The organism is Streptomyces sp. NPDC048172, assembly GCF_043202595.1.
Lineage (GTDB): Bacteria > Actinomycetota > Actinomycetes > Streptomycetales > Streptomycetaceae > Streptomyces.
On the sequence record NZ_JBIDAT010000001.1, the window covers coordinates 1,231,438 to 1,246,634 of the forward strand.

The window sequence follows — 15,197 nt, forward strand, 5'->3', positions numbered from 1 at the left end:
CGGAGCAGAGATGGCCGTTGACGTCGCAGATCTCGTCGCCCGGGCGCGAGAGGGCAGGCCGCGGGCCGTCGCGCGCCTCATCTCCCTCGTGGAGGGGGCCTCGCCGCAGTTGCGGGAGGTCATGGCCGCCCTCGCGCCCCGCTGCGGGAACGCGTACGTCGTCGGGCTCACCGGCTCGCCCGGCGTGGGCAAGTCCACGTCGACCTCCGCCCTGGTCACCGCGTACCGCCAGCAGGGGAAGCGGGTGGGGATCCTCGCCGTGGACCCCTCCTCGCCGTTCTCCGGCGGCGCGCTGCTCGGTGACCGGGTGCGGATGGGTGAACACGCGTCCGATCCGGGGGTCTACATCCGTTCGATGGCCACCCGCGGCCATCTGGGCGGCCTGGCGTGGGCCGCGCCCCAGGCGATCCGGGTGCTGGACGCCGCGGGCTGCGACGTGATCCTGGTCGAGACCGTCGGCGTCGGGCAGTCCGAGGTCGAGATCGCCGCGCAGGCCGACACCAGCGTGGTGCTGCTCGCGCCGGGGATGGGCGACGGGATCCAGGCCGCGAAGGCCGGGATCCTGGAGATCGGCGACGTCTACGTCGTGAACAAGGCGGACCGGGACGGCGCCGACGCGACCGTACGGGAGCTGAACCACATGCTGGGCCTGGGCGAGGCCCGTAAGCCCGGGGACTGGCGCCCGCCGGTCGTCAAGACCGTCGCCGCGCGGGGCGAGGGCGTCGACGAGGTCGTGGAGGCCCTGGAGAAGCACCGGGGCTGGATGGAGGAGCGCGGGGTGCTGGGCGAGCGCCGGGCCGCGCGCGCCGCGCGCGAGATCGAGACGATCGCCGTCACCGCGCTCCGTGAGCGGATGGGCGAGCTGCGGGGCGGCAAGCGCCTGGACGCGCTCGCCGAGCGGGTCGTCACCGGCTCCCTGGACCCGTACGCGGCGGCGGACGAGCTGGTCGCGGGCGTCACCGGCGAGGAGCCCGGCGAGAACACCGGGGTCTGAACGCGCCCCTGCCCTGCCCCCGGGGGAGTGGGGCAGGGCAGCGGGGTCTCGCGTCAGGCGGGCCGGACGGCGGCGGCGTCAGTCGTCGTCGTGGTCGTCGTCGTCCGCGTCGCTGTCGTGGTCGTCGTCGTGGTCCGACTGCTGCTGGGTGACCTTGCCCGTCTTGGCGTCCACGGAGACCTCGTGCTCCACGCCCTTCTTGTCGACGGAGTCGATCTCCCAGTGGCCGCGCTCCAGGTCGATGGAGGTCACTGAGCCGTTCGTGGACGAGGCGGCCTTCTGGGCGGCCTCGGAGGCGCTCACCGTGGCCGTACGGGCCTCGGAGCCGCCCTTGTCGTCACGGTCGTCGCTCTGGCGCAGCACCTTGCCGTTGCCCGCGTCCAGCTCGACCTTGTGCCACGTGCCGTTCTTGCCGAGCACGTCGGCCTCCCAGGTCAGCCGGTTGTCGTCGGTGTCGAGCTCCAGCTCGGTCACCGTGCCGGGCACGGCCTTCAGGACCCGCTCGTGGGCCTCGTCCGCGGAGACGGCGGCGTTCCCGCTGCTCTCGTCGCGGTCGGCCTTGTCGGAGCCGTCGTCGTCGCGGCCGTCGTCGTCCCGGTCGTCGTGGTCCCGGCCGTCGCGGTCGTCGGAGTCGAGGTCGTCGTCGTGGTCGCCCCGGTCGTCGTCGTCCGAGAGGCGGACCTGGGACTGCGACTGGGGGAGGGGCTTCGCGTCGTCGCCGCTGCCGCCGGAGACTCCCACGGCCGTCGCCGTGCCTCCGCCGATCAGGGCCGCGGCTGCCACGGTGGCGATGATGACCTTGCGCTTCATGACTTCGTCTCCTTGGATCTGTCGCTCTCTGCCTTGCGATGACTCCACGGTGGCGCGCCGTTGCTGAACGTAAGCTGAAGCTACCTGAAGCCCTCTTCAGCCGCGATTTGGCAGGCTGGGCCCATGCGCTTGCTGATCGTGGAGGACGAGCGGCGACTGGCCCTGTCGCTCGCGAAGGGCCTGGAGGCCGAGGGCTTCGCCGTGGACGTCGTGCACGACGGCACCGAGGGGCTGCACCGCGCCTCCGAGGGCGAGTACGACCTGATCGTCCTCGACATCATGCTTCCGGGCATGAACGGCTACCGCGTGTGCGGGGCCCTGCGCGCCGCCGGGGACGAGACGCCCGTGCTGATGCTCACCGCCAAGGACGGGGAGTACGACGAGGCCGAGGGCCTGGACACCGGCGCCGACGACTATCTGACCAAGCCCTTCTCGTACGTCGTCCTGCTCGCCCGCGTGCGCGCCCTGCTGCGCCGCCGGACGCGCGGCGCGAAGACCGCGCTGCGCGTGGGCGAGCTGACCGTCGAGCCCGGCACCCAGCGGGTGACCGTGGGGGAGCGGGAGGCCGAGCTGACGGCCAAGGAGTTCGCCGTGCTGGAGTACCTCGCGGTGCGCGGCGGCGAGGTCGTCTCCAAGTCCGAGATCCTGGAGCACGTCTGGGACTTCGCCTACGAGGGCGACGTGAACATCGTCGAGGTCTACGTCAGCGCCCTGCGCCGCAAGCTCGGCGCGGGCTGGATCACGACCGTACGGGGCGCCGGGTACCGGCTGGTGGACGCGGACGGTCCCGGGGGCGGCTCCCGTGCGTAAGGGCTCCGTCCGGACGCGCGCCGCGCTCGGCGCGACCCTGGTCGTCGCCCTCGCGCTGGTCGCCGCCGGGTTCCTGGTCGTGGCCGCGCTGCGCGGCGGGCTCGCGGACAACGCGAAGCTGAAGGCCGAGGCCACGGCCCGCGAGGCCGCAGCGCAGGTCACGGACGTCGAGGCCGCGAAGGCCAAGGAGGTGGACGCGCTCGACGGGGACGGGCCCACGCAGATCGTGGACGGGTACGGCCGGGTGCTGGGCGCCAGCGACCACCTCGAAGGGCGCGGCCCCGTCGCCGACTTCGACCGGCCGGACAAGAAGAAGGACGCGGACGAGGAGGGCGACGACGAGTCGGACGCGGACGAGGAAGACGGCCCCGAGGTCGACACCGACACCTCGACCGAGCAGCTCACCTTCCCCGTCGACGACGACGGCGAGGTGACGTACGACAAGGACGACATCGTCGGCCACCAGGACTTCCGCGTCGCCGCCGCGCAGTCCGTCACCCGCGACGGCACGCCCGTCACCGTCTACGCGGGCGCCTCGCTGCACGACCAGGAGCAGGCCGTCTCCTCCGTCACGCGCTCGATGCTGATCGGGCTGCCCGTGCTGCTCGTGGTCGTCGCCGGGGTCACCTGGCTGGTCACGCGGCGCGCGCTGCGGCCCGTCGAGGGCATCCGGCGCGAGATGAGCGCGATCACCGCCAGCACGGACCTCGCGCGCCGCGTGCCCGAGCCGGACTCGCGCGACGAGATCGCCCGCCTCGCCCGTACGACCAACGAGACGCTGGCCGCGCTGGAGGGCTCCGTCGAGCGGCAGCGCCGCTTCGTCGCGGACGCCTCGCACGAGCTGCGCAGCCCCATCGCCTCGCTCCGCACCCAGCTGGAGGTCGCCGCCGCGCACCCCGAACTCCTCGACGTGGACGGCGCGGTGGAGGACACCGTCCGCCTCCAGGACCTCGCCGCCGACCTGCTGCTCCTCGCCCGGCTCGACGCGGGCGAACGCCCCGCCGACGCGCGCGTCTCGCTCGCCGCGCTCGTACGGGAGGAGACAGCCCAGCGCGTCGGCGACCGCCACCCGGTGCGCGTCCTCGACCCGCTCGCCGACGGGGAGGTACGGGGCTCGCGGGGCCAGTTGAAGCGGGTCCTCGGCAATCTGCTGGACAACGCGCAGCGCCACGCCGAGGGCGAGGTCACCGTCGCCCTGCGGACCGGGGCCGACGGGCTCGTGCTGGAGGTCGCGGACGACGGGGACGGCGTACCGGAGGAGGAACGCGAGCGGATCTTCGAGCGCTTCGTCCGCCTCGACGGTGCCCGCAGCCGTGACGACGGCGGGGCCGGACTCGGCCTCGCCATCGCCCGCGACGTGGCCGAACGCCACGGCGGCTCGCTCACGGTGAGCGCCTCGCCGGACCTCGACGGCGCCCTCTTCGTTCTCCGACTGCCCCTCGCGGGCGGCTGAGAGGCTGCTGGGCCCTTCTCAGACACGGCCCCGTTCACTGCGCAGCTTCTCCACGACCGGGCGCAGCATGCTCTGGTAGCGGGAGAGGTCGGCGGGGGAGAGCTGGTCGATGAAGTGGCGCCGCACGGAGGTGACATGGTGCGGGGCGACCTCGCGCATGGTCTCCCAGCCCTGCTCGGTCAGCACGGCGAACAGCCCCCGCTTGTCCGACTCGCAGCTCTCGCGGCGCACCAGGCCCGCCTTCTCCATGCGGGTGATCTGGTGCGAGAGACGGCTCTTGGACTGGAGCGTGGCGGTGGCGAGGTCGCTCATCCGCATCCGGAGGTCCTCCGACTCGGAGAGGTTCACCAGGATCTCGTAGTCGTTGAGCGTCAGGCCGAAGGGCTGGAGGTCCCGCTCCAGCTGGTACATGAGCAGGCGGCTGACCTCCAGGTGCGTCCGCCAGGAGCGCTGCTCGTCCTCGGTGAGCCAGCGGGTGCCGTCATCGGTGTCCATACCGTGAGACTCTACCTACGCTCGTACACGCGTGCTCACGCGGTGTGGTCTTCGAGTCACCGTACGAGTCAGGATCGCGTCAAGGCGCCGGATGTCCGGGGCCTCAGAGGCCGAACCGGCGCTGCAGGCTGCCGAGCTGGCCCGGGAGCTGCGGCGTCTGCTGGCCGCCCTGCTGCCCCTGCCCGCCGCCGGGCACACCCGCCTGCTGCGGGACCCCGCCCGTCTCCCGCTCGGCCATCAGCGTCTCGGTCGACTGGATCAGTACGGTCCCCGCCCCGACGAACTCGAACTGGTGCTCCTCGCCGGAGGCGCCGCCGATCCCCGTCATCGCGCGGATCCCGCCCAGCACGCCCTTCATGTACCCGTGGTCGTAGTGGTGGCAGGGCGAGGGGCAGTCCGCCCAGCCCACCAGCGCCTGCGGGTCCACGCGCACCGGCGGCTCGACGAAGTGCACCGCGCCGTTGGACGCCGCGACGAACTTGCCCGTGCCGATCAGCGTGAGGAAGCCCGGGATGATCGACTGCTTCAGCGCGAGCGAGGGCTCGTACGCCAGCAGATTGCCGGAGCGGACGGTGAGGTTGCCGTCCTCCAGGTCGTAGGAGTTCACGTCGAAGGCGCGGTCGGCGAGCAGCAGCTTGCCGTGGCCCTCGGCGACGACCCAGTCGGCGGCGTGCAGCGGCGAGTGGAAGCTGGAGGCGATCAGCCGGTCGAGGCGGCCGTGGCCGATGCCCTGGAAGTCGATCTGCCCGTAGTAGGCGATCATCTTCCCCTTCTGCAGGAACCACTGGCCGTTCAGGTCCACGCTGAACGTGTACGGATTCACGTTGTCGTTCGACGGGAGCGACCGGACGTCGAAGATCTCCGGAGCGGTCATCAGAGCTTCTCCTCACTCGCCTGTACGAACACCGCGCCGTTCCCCGAGAGTTCGAGCTGGAACGCCTCGCCCGAGCCGCGCCCGACCATGTCCCGCCAGCCCAGCGCCGTGGAGAGCTTGTTGCGGACGTCGCCGTAGTGCGCGACGTACGCCTGCGGGTCGACGTGGACCGGGCGGTCGGGGGTGATCGGGAGCTGGAGGATGCCGCCGTGCGCCATCACCGCCACCGCGCCCTTGCCCTTGAGCGTCGTGGTGAACAGGCCCTGGCCGCTGACCTGGCCCCGCACCATGCCCATCACGCCGCCGTCGGAGCCGAGGAAGAGGGTGCCCTGCTCCAGGCTGCCGTCGAACGCGAGGAGCCGGTCGGCCTCGACGCAGAGCGTGTCCCCGTCCAGGTTCACGACCTCGACGTGGTGGCCGCCGTGACCGAAGAGGACCGTGCCCTGGCCCTCCACGGTCATCAGCGGCGTCGCCTCGTTCGCCACCCGGCGGCCGATCATCGACATCAGGCCGCCCTGGCCGCCCTGCATGTTCGGCGCGAAGCTGACCTCGCCCGTGTACGCCACCATCGCGCCGCGCTGGCTGAACATCCGCTGCCCCGGGATCACCTGGGCCTCGACCAGCTTCGAGTTGATCTCCCTGAAGGGCATCAGACGTCACCCCCGATGGTGTTCCGCTCGCTCGGCTGCACGTAGACCAGCCCCTCGCCCTCGAAGCGGATCTGGAACGCCTCGCCCGAGCCCTCGCCCATCAGCGTCCGGAAGTTCACCCCGGACTGGAAGCTCTGGTTCAGATTGCCCTGGTGCGCGATGTACGCGCCCGGATCCACCTGGAGCGGCATCCCCTGGGACACGCGCAGCAGCACGGCGGGGCCGTCGGACATCAGGGCCGCCTGGCCCGTGCCCTCGACGGACGTCGTGAAGAGCCCGTTGCCCTGCGAGGCGCCGCGCAGCCCCGTGAACGTCGTGCCCGTGCGCAGCGAGGAGTCGGCGCACAGCAGATTGCTCGCCTCGACGTGCAGCTTCTCGCCGTTCAGCCGGACCAGGCTGATGTCGCTGGCCCGGTCCGCGAAGTAGCAGGTCCCCTGCCCCTTCACCTCCATGACCGTCATCTGCTCGCCGGTGAGGCGCCGGGTGACCATGCCGCGCACGCCCTCGCCCCCGCCGGACATCTTCTTGAACGCCATCTGGCCGTCGTACGCGACCATCGAGCCGTTCTTCGCCTTGACCGCGTCACCGCCGCCGCTGAGCTGGACGGCGAGCACCTTGGTGCCTTCGAGTCGGAACTGAGCCACGGTGCGAACCTACCCTGAGCGCTGTGATCGACATCAGGGCTGCCACAATGTGCGGAGCTTGTGCACCCCTTCACAAACGATTCCGAGGACACGCCGTGGCCATACTGGAAACTCCGAGCGGCCTGCCGCCGAAGGCGGTCTCCGCCCTGCGCCGCCTCCGTCTGAGCTCTGTCCCCGAGGCGATCTCGTTCCTTCTCCTCCTGGTCTGCTCGGTGCTCAAGCGCACCACGGACTTCAACGCCGTACCGGTGATGGGCGCCATCCACGGCGTCCTCTTCATCCTGTACGTGATCTTCTGGGCCGACGCCTGGAACCGCATCAAGTGGCCCTTCGGCCGCGCCGCGCTCTACTTCGTGCTCTCGGTCCTGCCGACCGGCGGCTTCTTCGCGGACAGGATGCTGCGCAAGGAGGAGGACGCGGGCGTCATCGCGATGCGCGCCCGCAAGGAGCAGGACGGCGTCGCCGCCTCATGATCGTCGCGTTCTCCGTGACCCCGCTCGGCGTCGGCGAGGACGTGGGGGAGTACGTCGCCGACGCGGTGCGGGTCGTCCGCGAGTCCGGACTGCCGCACCGTACGGACGCGATGTTCACGTCCCTGGAGGGCGACTGGGAGGAGTGCATGGACGTCGTACGGCGTGCCGTCGCCGCCGTCGAGGCCCGCGCGCCCCGCGTCTCCCTCGTCCTCAAGGCCGACATCCGCCCCGGCGTGACGGACGGCCTGACGGCCAAGGTCGAGACGGTCGAACGTCACCTGTCCGAGGGCTCCGCTGAGGGCTCCGCGGCGGGCTCCGCCGAGGGCTGATCCCCGGCCGCGAGCGCGATGCCGAGCGGCGTCCGCTCGTACAGCACCTGACGGCGCACGCGGTACGAGGTGAGCAGCCCCGCACCGCGCAGCGCCGACAGGTGCGCCGAGACCGAGGACGCCGCGAGGCCCAGCCGCGCGGCGAGCGCCGTCGTCGCGGCGGGCTCGTCGAGCGCCGCGAGCACGGCGGCCCGGTTCGCGCCCAGCAGCGTGACCAGCGCCTCCGGCGGACGCCCCGAGGAGGCGGGCGGGGCCCACAGCCCGCCGATGCCGCGCGCGGGGTAGACCAGAGCCGCGGGGAACGGCGGCTCGAACCCGGATGTCACCTCGGGCCACGCGAAGACGCTCGGCATCAGCGTCACCCCCTCCCCGCCGCGCAGCTCCCGTACGTGCCGGGACGGCCGTTCTATGTGCAGCGCGCCCTCGCGCCACGTCACCCGCGGGTGCAGCTCCGAGAAGAGCCGGGCCAGCCCGCCGTCCGCCAGCCGCCGCGAGTGGAAGGCGACGTCGGCCTCCAGCAGCGTGCGCAGCCGCGGCCAGTGCGGCTCCACCAGCGCCGCCCACGCCCGCTCCTTCGCCGCCGCCAGCGTCTCCACGGCGGCGGCCGGGTCGGCGAGCAGCTCCCGGCCCAGCGCGCTCCCGGCGGCGCCCGGCGTGCTCGCCAGCGCCCGCTCGATCTCCCGCGCCGCGCGCTCGGGGACCGTCGCGCGGACCCCCGCCATCTCCCGCGCGAACGTCGTGCCGGGACCCTCCGGCGCGGACGCCAGGAAGTCCGGCGTGTAGCCGCGCCGGGGCATCAGCAGCCACAGGGGCTCCAGCCCCAGGCCCCGTACGAGCGGCAGGCTGGCGCGCAGCCAGGGCCGGAAGACGGACGTCCACCGCGACGGCCGGTTCAGCAGCCGCACCGCCGCCTGCGTCTCCCACGAAGGGGACACCGCGAACCGGCAGTTGAGCGGGTCCTCGGGCCCGAAGCGGATCTGGAACGACACGGCGGTCCCTGCCTCCGTCCCCGGTGGATTCGGCTGGGCCCGAAAGTCTAGGCACGCGGCGCGCGCCCGGCCGAGGGTGCGGCGCATGCCCAGCACCCGGACCGGCTACCTCTCCCTGTTCCGCGTCGGCGAGTTCCGCGCGATGTTCGCGGCGCACACCCTCTCCCTCCTCGGCACCGTCGTCTCGGCGGTCGCCCTCCCCGTCCTCGTCTACGCCGACACCGACTCCCCCTTCCTCGCCGCCCTCACCTTCGCGCTCGGTTTCCTGCCGCACGCGGCGGGCGGCGTGGTGCTGGCCCCGCTGGCCGACCGATTCCGCGCGCGCCGGGTCCTCGTCGCCTGCGACCTGATCTGCGCCGGCTGCGTCCTGGGCATGCTGGTCCCGGGCACCCCCGTGCCGGTCCTGCTGGCACTCCGCGCGGCCTCGGCGTTCGTCCAGCCCCTCTTCTCGGGCGTACGGACCGCGAGCCTCGGGGCGATCCTGGACGGCGACGCCTTCGTCCTCGGCCGCTCGCTGCTCCGCCTCGTCGCGCAGAGCGCGCAGGTCGTCGGGAACGGGCTCACCGGGTTCCTGCTCCTCCTCGTCCCGCCGCGCGGCGCCCTGGTGATCACCGTCGCCGGGTTCCTCGGCTCCGCGCTGATCCTCCAGGCCGGAACGAGACTGCGCCCCGCGCTCGTGAGCCCCGGCCGCGATGTCGGGGCCCGCGCCGAACGGGGCGGCACCCTCCGCCTCCTCGCCGACCGCCGCATCCGCGCCCTGCTCCTGCTGTGCTGGGTGCCGCCCGCCTTCGCCGTCGTCCCCGAGGGCCTGGCCGCGCCCTACGCCGACGCGCTCGGCGCCGGGCCCGAGGGCGTCGGCCTCCTGATGGCGGCGGCGCCGGTCGGCGCGGTAGCGGGCGAACTGGCGACAGGCACCTTCCTCGGCCCCAAGACCCGCGAACGCCTGGTCCTCCCCCTCGCCTGCTGCCTCCCCCTCCCCTTCCTCCTCTTCGCCGCCCGCCCCGCCCTGGTCCCCGCCCTCGCCCTCCTCGCGCTCTCCGGCACGGCGCTCGCCTACACCCTCGGCCTCGACCGCTGGTTCTACGACGCCGTCCCCGAGGAACGGCGCGGACGCGCGATGACCCTGATGACGGCGGGCCTGATGAGCTCCCAGGGCCTCGGCATGGCCCTCGGCGGCCTCGCCGCCGAAGCCCTGCCCCCGCACCTGGCACTCACCCTCACGGGCGCGGCGGGCACGGTGTGCGTCCTCGCCGTGGCCCGGTGTGTGAGACGCCTTTAGCCGCCGCACAACTGGCCGGTAGGGTCGGGCGCGTGCCGAAACCGCTCAGTCTGCCGTTCGACCCGATCGCCCGCGCCGACGACCACTGGAAGCAGCGATGGGGATCCGTGCCGTCCATGGCCGCGATCACCTCGATCATGCGGGCCCAGCAGATCCTGCTCTCCGAGGTGGACGCGGTCGTCAAGCCGTACGAGCTGACGTTCGCGCGGTACGAGGCGCTGGTGCTGCTCACCTTCTCGAAGTCCGGCGAACTCCCGATGTCGAAGATCGGCGAGCGGCTGATGGTCCACCCGACGTCCGTCACGAACACCGTCGACCGCCTCCAGAAGTCCGGCCTCGTCGACAAGCGCCCCAACCCCAACGACGGGCGCGGCACGCTCGCCTCGATCACCGACAAGGGCCGCGAGGTCTGCGAGGCCGCGACCCGCGACCTCATGGCCATGGACTTCGGCCTCAGCGTCTACGACGACGGCGACCTGAACGAGATCTTCACCCTCCTCCGCCCCCTGCGGACGGGCGCCGGGGACTTTACAGATCCGGGTGACGAGGGGTAGGGGCGCCCGAAGATCGCCCCCAGTGGATGGTTACGCTCGAACCATGAAACCGAGCGTGCTGACCCGCTACCGGGTAATGGCCTACGTCACCGCCGTGATGCTGCTGATCCTCTGCGTCTGCATGATCTTCAAGTACGGCTTCGACAAGGGCGAGGACCTCACGCTGGTCGTCTCCCAGATCCACGGCGTGCTCTTCATCATCTATCTCGTCTTCGCCTTCGACCTGGGCCAGAAGGCCCGGTGGCCGTTCGGGAAGCTGCTGTGGGTGTTGATCTCCGGCACCATTCCGACGGCCGCCTTCTTCGTTGAACGCAAGGTCGTCAAGGAGGTCGAACCCCTGATTCAGGGGGCTTCGGCCGGGACCGCCAAGGCGTAGGACCCGGGGTCGGACACGTCCGGCCCCGTCTGCCATCGACATTTACTTGGACGTCCTAGTAAATTCGAGGGTATGGATGCTGACGCCATCGCACAGGGCCGCCGTCGCTGGCAGGAGCGGTACGACACCGCCCGTAAGCGCGACGCCGATTTCACCACGCTCAGCGGCGATCCCGTGGAGCCGGTGTACGGGCCGCGGCCGGGCGACACCGTAGAGGGTTTCGAGCGGATCGGCTGGCCCGGTGAGTTCCCGTACACGCGGGGGCTGTACCCGACCGGCTACCGGGGGCGGACGTGGACGATCCGCCAGTTCGCCGGGTTCGGGAACGCCGAGCAGACGAACGAGCGGTACAAGATGATCCTCGAAGCGGGCGGTGGCGGGCTCTCCGTCGCGTTCGACATGCCGACGCTGATGGGGCGGGACTCCGACGACCCCAAGTCGCTCGGCGAGGTCGGGCACTGCGGGGTCGCCATCGACTCGGCGGCCGACATGGAGGTGCTGTTCAAGGACATCCCGCTGGGGGATGTCACCACCTCGATGACGATTTCGGGGCCCGCCGTCCCCGTCTTCTGCATGTATCTCGTCGCCGCCGAGCGGCAGGGGATCGACCCGGCCGTGCTCAACGGGACGCTGCAGACGGACATCTTCAAGGAGTACATCGCGCAGAAGGAGTGGCTCTTCCAGCCCGAGCCGCACCTGCGCCTCATCGGTGACCTGATGGAGCACTGTGCGAGCGGGATTCCCGCGTACAAGCCGCTCTCCGTGTCCGGGTACCACATCCGGGAGGCGGGCTCGACGGCCGCGCAGGAGCTGGCGTACACGCTCGCGGACGGCTTCGGGTACGTCGAGCTGGGGCTGAGCCGCGGTCTCGACGTCGATACGTTCGCGCCGGGCCTCTCCTTCTTCTTCGACGCGCACCTGGACTTCTTCGAGGAGATCGCCAAGTTCCGCGCGGCCCGCCGCATCTGGGCGCGCTGGATGCGCGATGTGTACGGGGCGACGAGCGAGAAGGCGCAGTGGCTGCGGTTCCACACGCAGACGGCGGGCGTCTCGCTGACCGCGCAGCAGCCGTACAACAACGTCGTACGGACCGCGGTCGAGGCCCTCTCAGCCGTGCTCGGTGGCACGAACTCGCTGCACACGAACGCGCTCGACGAGACCCTCGCCCTCCCCAGCGAGCAGGCGGCGGAGATCGCGCTGCGCACGCAGCAGGTGCTGATGGAGGAGACGGGCGTCACCAACGTCGCGGACCCGCTCGGCGGCTCGTGGTACGTGGAGGCGCTCACCGACCGCATCGAGGCCGACGCGGAGAAGATCTTCGAGCAGATCAAGGAGCGGGGACGGCGGGCCGTGCCCACCGGGGAGCACCCCATCGGGCCCATCACCTCCGGCATCCTGCGCGGCATCGAGGACGGCTGGTTCACGGGCGAGATCGCGGAGTCCGCGTTCCGCTACCAGCAGGCGCTGGAGAAGGACGAGAAGAAGGTCGTCGGCGTCAACTGCCACCACGGCTCGGTCACCGGCGACCTGGAGATCCTGCGCGTCAGCCACGAGGTCGAGCGCGAGCAGGTCAAGGCTCTCGCGGGCCGCAAGCAGGGCCGGGACGAGGCGGCCGTGCGGAGCGCGCTGGACGCGATGGTCGCCTCCGCGCGCGGCTCCGGCAACATGATCGCCCCGATGCTCGACGCCGTACGCGCGGAGGCGACGCTCGGCGAGATCTGCGGCGTCCTGCGCGAGGAGTGGGGCGTCTACACCGAGCCGCCCGTGTTCTGACGCGCCTGTGGCAGTACGGCCCGTGGCAGTACGTCCGGCAGGATGTCCGGGCCCGTCGGGTCCGAGAGGCGGCGCAGGAACGTGAGGACCCCCGCCACGCCCATGCCCCAGGAGAGCGGCGCGTCCTGGCGGTCGAGGGCGATGAAGGCGGGGGCCTCGTCGGGTTCGGGGCTGCGTATCAGCAGGTGCTGGGCGACGTCGAGCGCGGCCTCCCACAGCCGGGCGTCGCCCTCGGCGTGCCCGATCTCCAGCAGGGCGGTGCCGACGCCGACCGCGCCGCAGCACTGCGCGAGGTTCTCCATGCGCGGCACCCACGCGGCGCAGGCGAACGCGGCGGCGCGGGCCGAGGTGATCAGTTCCGGGTCGTCGAAGTGGCGCCCGGCGCGGTGCAGGGTGCGGCTGGCGCCCGCCAGGCCCTGGCACCAGGAGGCGCTGATGGGCACGGCGGAGGGGCCCTCGGAGGCCGCCGTGAGCTTGGCGGCGCGTCCGGCGAGGGCCTTCGCGTGGCGCAGCGTGGCGTGCGCGATCGGCTCGTCGCCGGTGCGGACGGCGAGCGCGAGGAGGAAGTCCACGATCCCCGCGGCCCCGTGCGCGTACCCGAAGGCGGGGTCGACGCCCGCGGTCTCGGGGAGCCCGCTGTCGGCGGAGACCGTCATCCGCAGCTCGCCGACGGCGCCGGGGTCGAGGAACGGCTCGGCGCAGGCGCGTGCCGCGTCCAGGTGCGCGGCGGAGCCCGTACGGTCGTCGCCGCGCGCCCCCGCCAGGTCGGCCAGGTGGAGGTGGCCGAGGCCGATCCCGGCGGCGCCGCTCATGATGTCGTCGCCCGGCTCGGGGTCGGCGGCCTCGCGGGGCGGCGGCGCCTCGTACCCGGCGTCCCTGAGCAGGGCGCAGAAGAGGCCGATGCCGGTGGCGCCGGTGTAGAGGCCGGGGGCCAGCTCGATCCGGCGGGAGGCGGCGACGGCGTGCGCGGCCAGCCGGGGGAGGAGCTCGGGGACCCCGGCCTTGTGCCGGTGGTGCAGCAGTTCGAGGCCGATGCCCGCGCTGCCGGTGTAGACGCTGGCGTCGACGGAGCTGATGGCGTTCGGCGGGGTCGCCAGCTGGTACTCCTCGACCGCGCCGAGGAGCGTCTCCAGCGCCCGTTCGGCCAGCTCGGCGGGGCGTACGTCCGTCGTCTCGCCCGGCAGCGGTATCCGTACGGGCGCGGGCTGCGGGCCGGTGAAGCGGTCGCCCGCCGCGAGGGCGCGCAGCGCGGCGCGTGCCGTGCCGGGCTCGTCGGAGAGCAGGTCGGCGAGGAGCGCGGTGAAGGCGGCCTGGCGGTCCCCGTGGAGCGCGGTGAGCGCCTGGAGCATCCGCTCGCGGGCGAGGCCTGGGACGGTGACGCCGAGGGGCGGGAGCATGCCGGTGGCGGCGTAGAAGAGCGTGGTGCCCAGCGCGAAGCAGTCGTCGTCGGGGAGCGGCGGCTCGTCGCGCAGCTGGCGGGCGGGCGCGAACCCGGCGGTGCCGCCCGGGAGATGGATGCCGTCGAGCGCGGCGATGCCGAAGTCGATGAGGACGGCGCGGTCCTCGCCGAGCACGATGTTGCGGGGCGTGACGTCGCGCATGACGACGCCCTTGTCGTGCAGCGCGGTGAGCGTGCGGGCGACGTCCGTCATCAGCGCGCGGAATTCCGGCGGCGGTGTTCCCCGCGGGGTGTGCCGGGGCGGCATGAAGCTGCCGTGGAGCCGTACGTGGACGAGGAGATTGCGGCTTCCGGCGTCATTGGTGACGAGGAACTCGTCGTCGCCGTGCGCGAAATGGTCGAGGAATTCCGGAATTCCCTCGGTGCCGCGCGCGGCCTCCAGCACGCGGCGCTCGTTCCGGATACGCGTCCGCGAATCGTTGCCCTCCGCGGCCTCGCCGACGAAGGCGCGGGCCTGCTTGACGACGACGTCCCGTCCGGTTCCGGTGTCCACCGCGCGGAAGACGTTGCCGTGCGCCGCCTGGTAGATGCCGCGGGTGACGCGGTAGCGCTCGCCGAGGACCTCGGGCGCGGGGGTCCCGTCCGCGCCGTCGCCGGTGCCGGTCTCGCCGGAGCCGCTCTCGCCGGTGAACGGGTCGGTGGCCCAGGAGGGTCGGCGGTACTCCATCGTGGCGGCGCCGTCGAAGAGCTCGCCGCCGGGTCCGGCGACGCGCAGCGCGAGGGAGCCGCGGGGGCCCGGGCGCCAGCGGGCGGCGAAGGGGCCGTAGCGGTAGTGGACGGGCGCGTCGGGCGCCACCCGGCGGTCGCTGAGGATCGGCGGGCCCTCGTGCCCGCGCAGCAGCGCGGCGAGGGAGAGCCCCAGCTCACGCACCTGGCCGGGGTCCGGGTAGACGGTGACGGCCTTGCCGACGGCGGCGGGCTGGTCCTGGCCCTGGTTGAGCCGGGCGAGGACGGCGGAGGAGCGGGCCACCTTGAAGTGGACGCGCTCGGCGAGGAGTACGGGCACCACCGTCTCCAGGAGCTGCGGGAACGTGGCGGCCCGCGTGGAGACGTGCAGCTTCCAGCCGTGCTCGGCGAGCGGCACGCCCGTGGGGACGACCGTCACCCAGGACGCGTCGGCGTGCAGTGAATGGCCGGTGTCCGGCGAGGTGTCGCGCGGTGCGTCCACCGCGCTCCGAAGGAAGGTCTCCGCGTCCCAGTCCGTCCGGTCCATCGCACCTCTCCCGGCCATTCCC

General features: G+C 72.6%; 16 protein-coding genes. 9 read left to right on the plus strand and 7 right to left on the minus strand.

All coding sequences use genetic code 11. From position 1 onward, the window contains the following. Positions 1-10 precede the first annotated feature (10 nt). The gene (gene meaB, locus ACGF3A_RS05650; RefSeq protein WP_393726063.1) at positions 11-994 is read left to right on the plus strand and encodes a methylmalonyl Co-A mutase-associated GTPase MeaB; all 984 of its coding nucleotides are present in this window, start codon (positions 11-13) and stop codon (positions 992-994) included. Positions 995-1,072: 78 nt separating this feature from the next. Here meaB and ACGF3A_RS05655 read toward each other — a convergent pair whose 3' ends face one another. Beyond that, positions 1,073-1,804 (minus strand): PepSY domain-containing protein, encoded by a 732-nt coding sequence (locus tag ACGF3A_RS05655; protein ID WP_393726064.1) that lies wholly within the window; start codon positions 1,802-1,804, stop codon positions 1,073-1,075. A 123-nt stretch (positions 1,805-1,927) separates the two neighbouring features. Between ACGF3A_RS05655 and ACGF3A_RS05660 the strand changes: the two genes are divergently transcribed. Together ACGF3A_RS05660 and ACGF3A_RS05665 are read left to right on the plus strand one after the other, a co-directional pair. Then, positions 1,928-2,614 carry a response regulator transcription factor gene (locus ACGF3A_RS05660; protein WP_393726066.1) on the plus strand — a complete coding sequence of 229 codons (687 nt, stop codon included), beginning with the start codon at positions 1,928-1,930 and terminating at the stop codon, positions 2,612-2,614. Beyond that, on the plus strand, positions 2,607-4,067 hold the full coding sequence (locus ACGF3A_RS05665; RefSeq protein WP_393726068.1) for a sensor histidine kinase: 1,461 nt from the start codon (positions 2,607-2,609) through the stop codon (positions 4,065-4,067). The genes ACGF3A_RS05660 and ACGF3A_RS05665 overlap by 8 nt, the downstream gene beginning before the upstream one ends. 18 nt (positions 4,068-4,085) lie before the next feature. Here the strand turns inward: ACGF3A_RS05665 and ACGF3A_RS05670 are convergent, their stop codons facing one another. From ACGF3A_RS05670 to ACGF3A_RS05685, 4 genes are all read right to left on the minus strand, one after another. Continuing rightward, on the minus strand, positions 4,086-4,562 hold the full coding sequence (locus ACGF3A_RS05670; protein WP_393726070.1) for a MarR family winged helix-turn-helix transcriptional regulator: 477 nt from the start codon (positions 4,560-4,562) through the stop codon (positions 4,086-4,088). A 103-nt stretch (positions 4,563-4,665) separates the two neighbouring features. Further along, the gene (locus ACGF3A_RS05675; RefSeq protein WP_393726072.1) at positions 4,666-5,436 is read right to left on the minus strand and encodes an AIM24 family protein; all 771 of its coding nucleotides are present in this window, start codon (positions 5,434-5,436) and stop codon (positions 4,666-4,668) included. Further along, the gene (locus ACGF3A_RS05680; RefSeq protein ID WP_393726074.1) at positions 5,436-6,086 is read right to left on the minus strand and encodes an AIM24 family protein; all 651 of its coding nucleotides are present in this window, start codon (positions 6,084-6,086) and stop codon (positions 5,436-5,438) included. The genes ACGF3A_RS05675 and ACGF3A_RS05680 overlap by 1 nt, the downstream gene beginning before the upstream one ends. Further along, a complete protein-coding gene (locus ACGF3A_RS05685) occupies positions 6,086-6,730 on the minus strand; it encodes an AIM24 family protein (protein ID WP_393726076.1) in 645 nt (214 codons plus the stop codon). Before ACGF3A_RS05685 ends, ACGF3A_RS05680 begins: the two co-directional genes overlap by 1 nt. A 95-nt stretch (positions 6,731-6,825) precedes the next feature. Here ACGF3A_RS05685 and ACGF3A_RS05690 point away from each other — a divergent pair, with 95 nt between their 5' ends. Continuing rightward, a complete protein-coding gene (locus ACGF3A_RS05690; RefSeq protein WP_393726078.1) occupies positions 6,826-7,203 on the plus strand; it encodes a DUF3817 domain-containing protein in 378 nt (125 codons plus the stop codon). Beyond that, positions 7,200-7,532 carry an MTH1187 family thiamine-binding protein gene (locus ACGF3A_RS05695; RefSeq protein WP_393726080.1) on the plus strand — a complete coding sequence of 111 codons (333 nt, stop codon included), beginning with the start codon at positions 7,200-7,202 and terminating at the stop codon, positions 7,530-7,532. Before ACGF3A_RS05690 ends, ACGF3A_RS05695 begins: the two co-directional genes overlap by 4 nt. Here ACGF3A_RS05695 and ACGF3A_RS05700 read toward each other — a convergent pair. Continuing rightward, positions 7,478-8,521 carry a DUF5937 family protein gene (locus ACGF3A_RS05700; RefSeq protein ID WP_393726082.1) on the minus strand — a complete coding sequence of 348 codons (1,044 nt, stop codon included), beginning with the start codon at positions 8,519-8,521 and terminating at the stop codon, positions 7,478-7,480. The two genes, ACGF3A_RS05695 and ACGF3A_RS05700, sit on opposite strands and share 55 nt — an antisense overlap. A gap of 85 nt (positions 8,522-8,606) precedes the next feature. Between ACGF3A_RS05700 and ACGF3A_RS05705 the strand changes: the two genes are divergently transcribed. The 4 genes from ACGF3A_RS05705 (at position 8,607) to ACGF3A_RS05720 (ending at position 12,503) form a co-directional block, all read left to right on the plus strand. Continuing rightward, entirely contained in the window at positions 8,607-9,800 is a 1,194-nt protein-coding gene (locus tag ACGF3A_RS05705) for an MFS transporter (protein WP_393726084.1), read from the plus strand. A 32-nt stretch (positions 9,801-9,832) separates the two neighbouring features. Continuing rightward, positions 9,833-10,354 (plus strand): MarR family winged helix-turn-helix transcriptional regulator, encoded by a 522-nt coding sequence (locus ACGF3A_RS05710; RefSeq protein WP_393726086.1) that lies wholly within the window; start codon positions 9,833-9,835, stop codon positions 10,352-10,354. A gap of 43 nt (positions 10,355-10,397) precedes the next feature. After that, the gene (locus tag ACGF3A_RS05715) at positions 10,398-10,730 is read left to right on the plus strand and encodes a DUF3817 domain-containing protein (RefSeq protein ID WP_393726088.1); all 333 of its coding nucleotides are present in this window, start codon (positions 10,398-10,400) and stop codon (positions 10,728-10,730) included. Between the two features lie 72 nt (positions 10,731-10,802). Beyond that, positions 10,803-12,503 (plus strand): methylmalonyl-CoA mutase, encoded by a 1,701-nt coding sequence (locus ACGF3A_RS05720; RefSeq protein ID WP_393726090.1) that lies wholly within the window; start codon positions 10,803-10,805, stop codon positions 12,501-12,503. On the opposite strand, the gene lanL is transcribed toward ACGF3A_RS05720, so the two are convergent. Further along, positions 12,479-15,175: a class IV lanthionine synthetase LanL gene (gene lanL / locus ACGF3A_RS05725; protein ID WP_393726092.1), complete on the minus strand. Its 2,697-nt coding sequence runs from the start codon at positions 15,173-15,175 to the stop codon at positions 12,479-12,481. The genes ACGF3A_RS05720 and lanL overlap by 25 nt on opposite strands. Positions 15,176-15,197 lie beyond the last annotated feature (22 nt).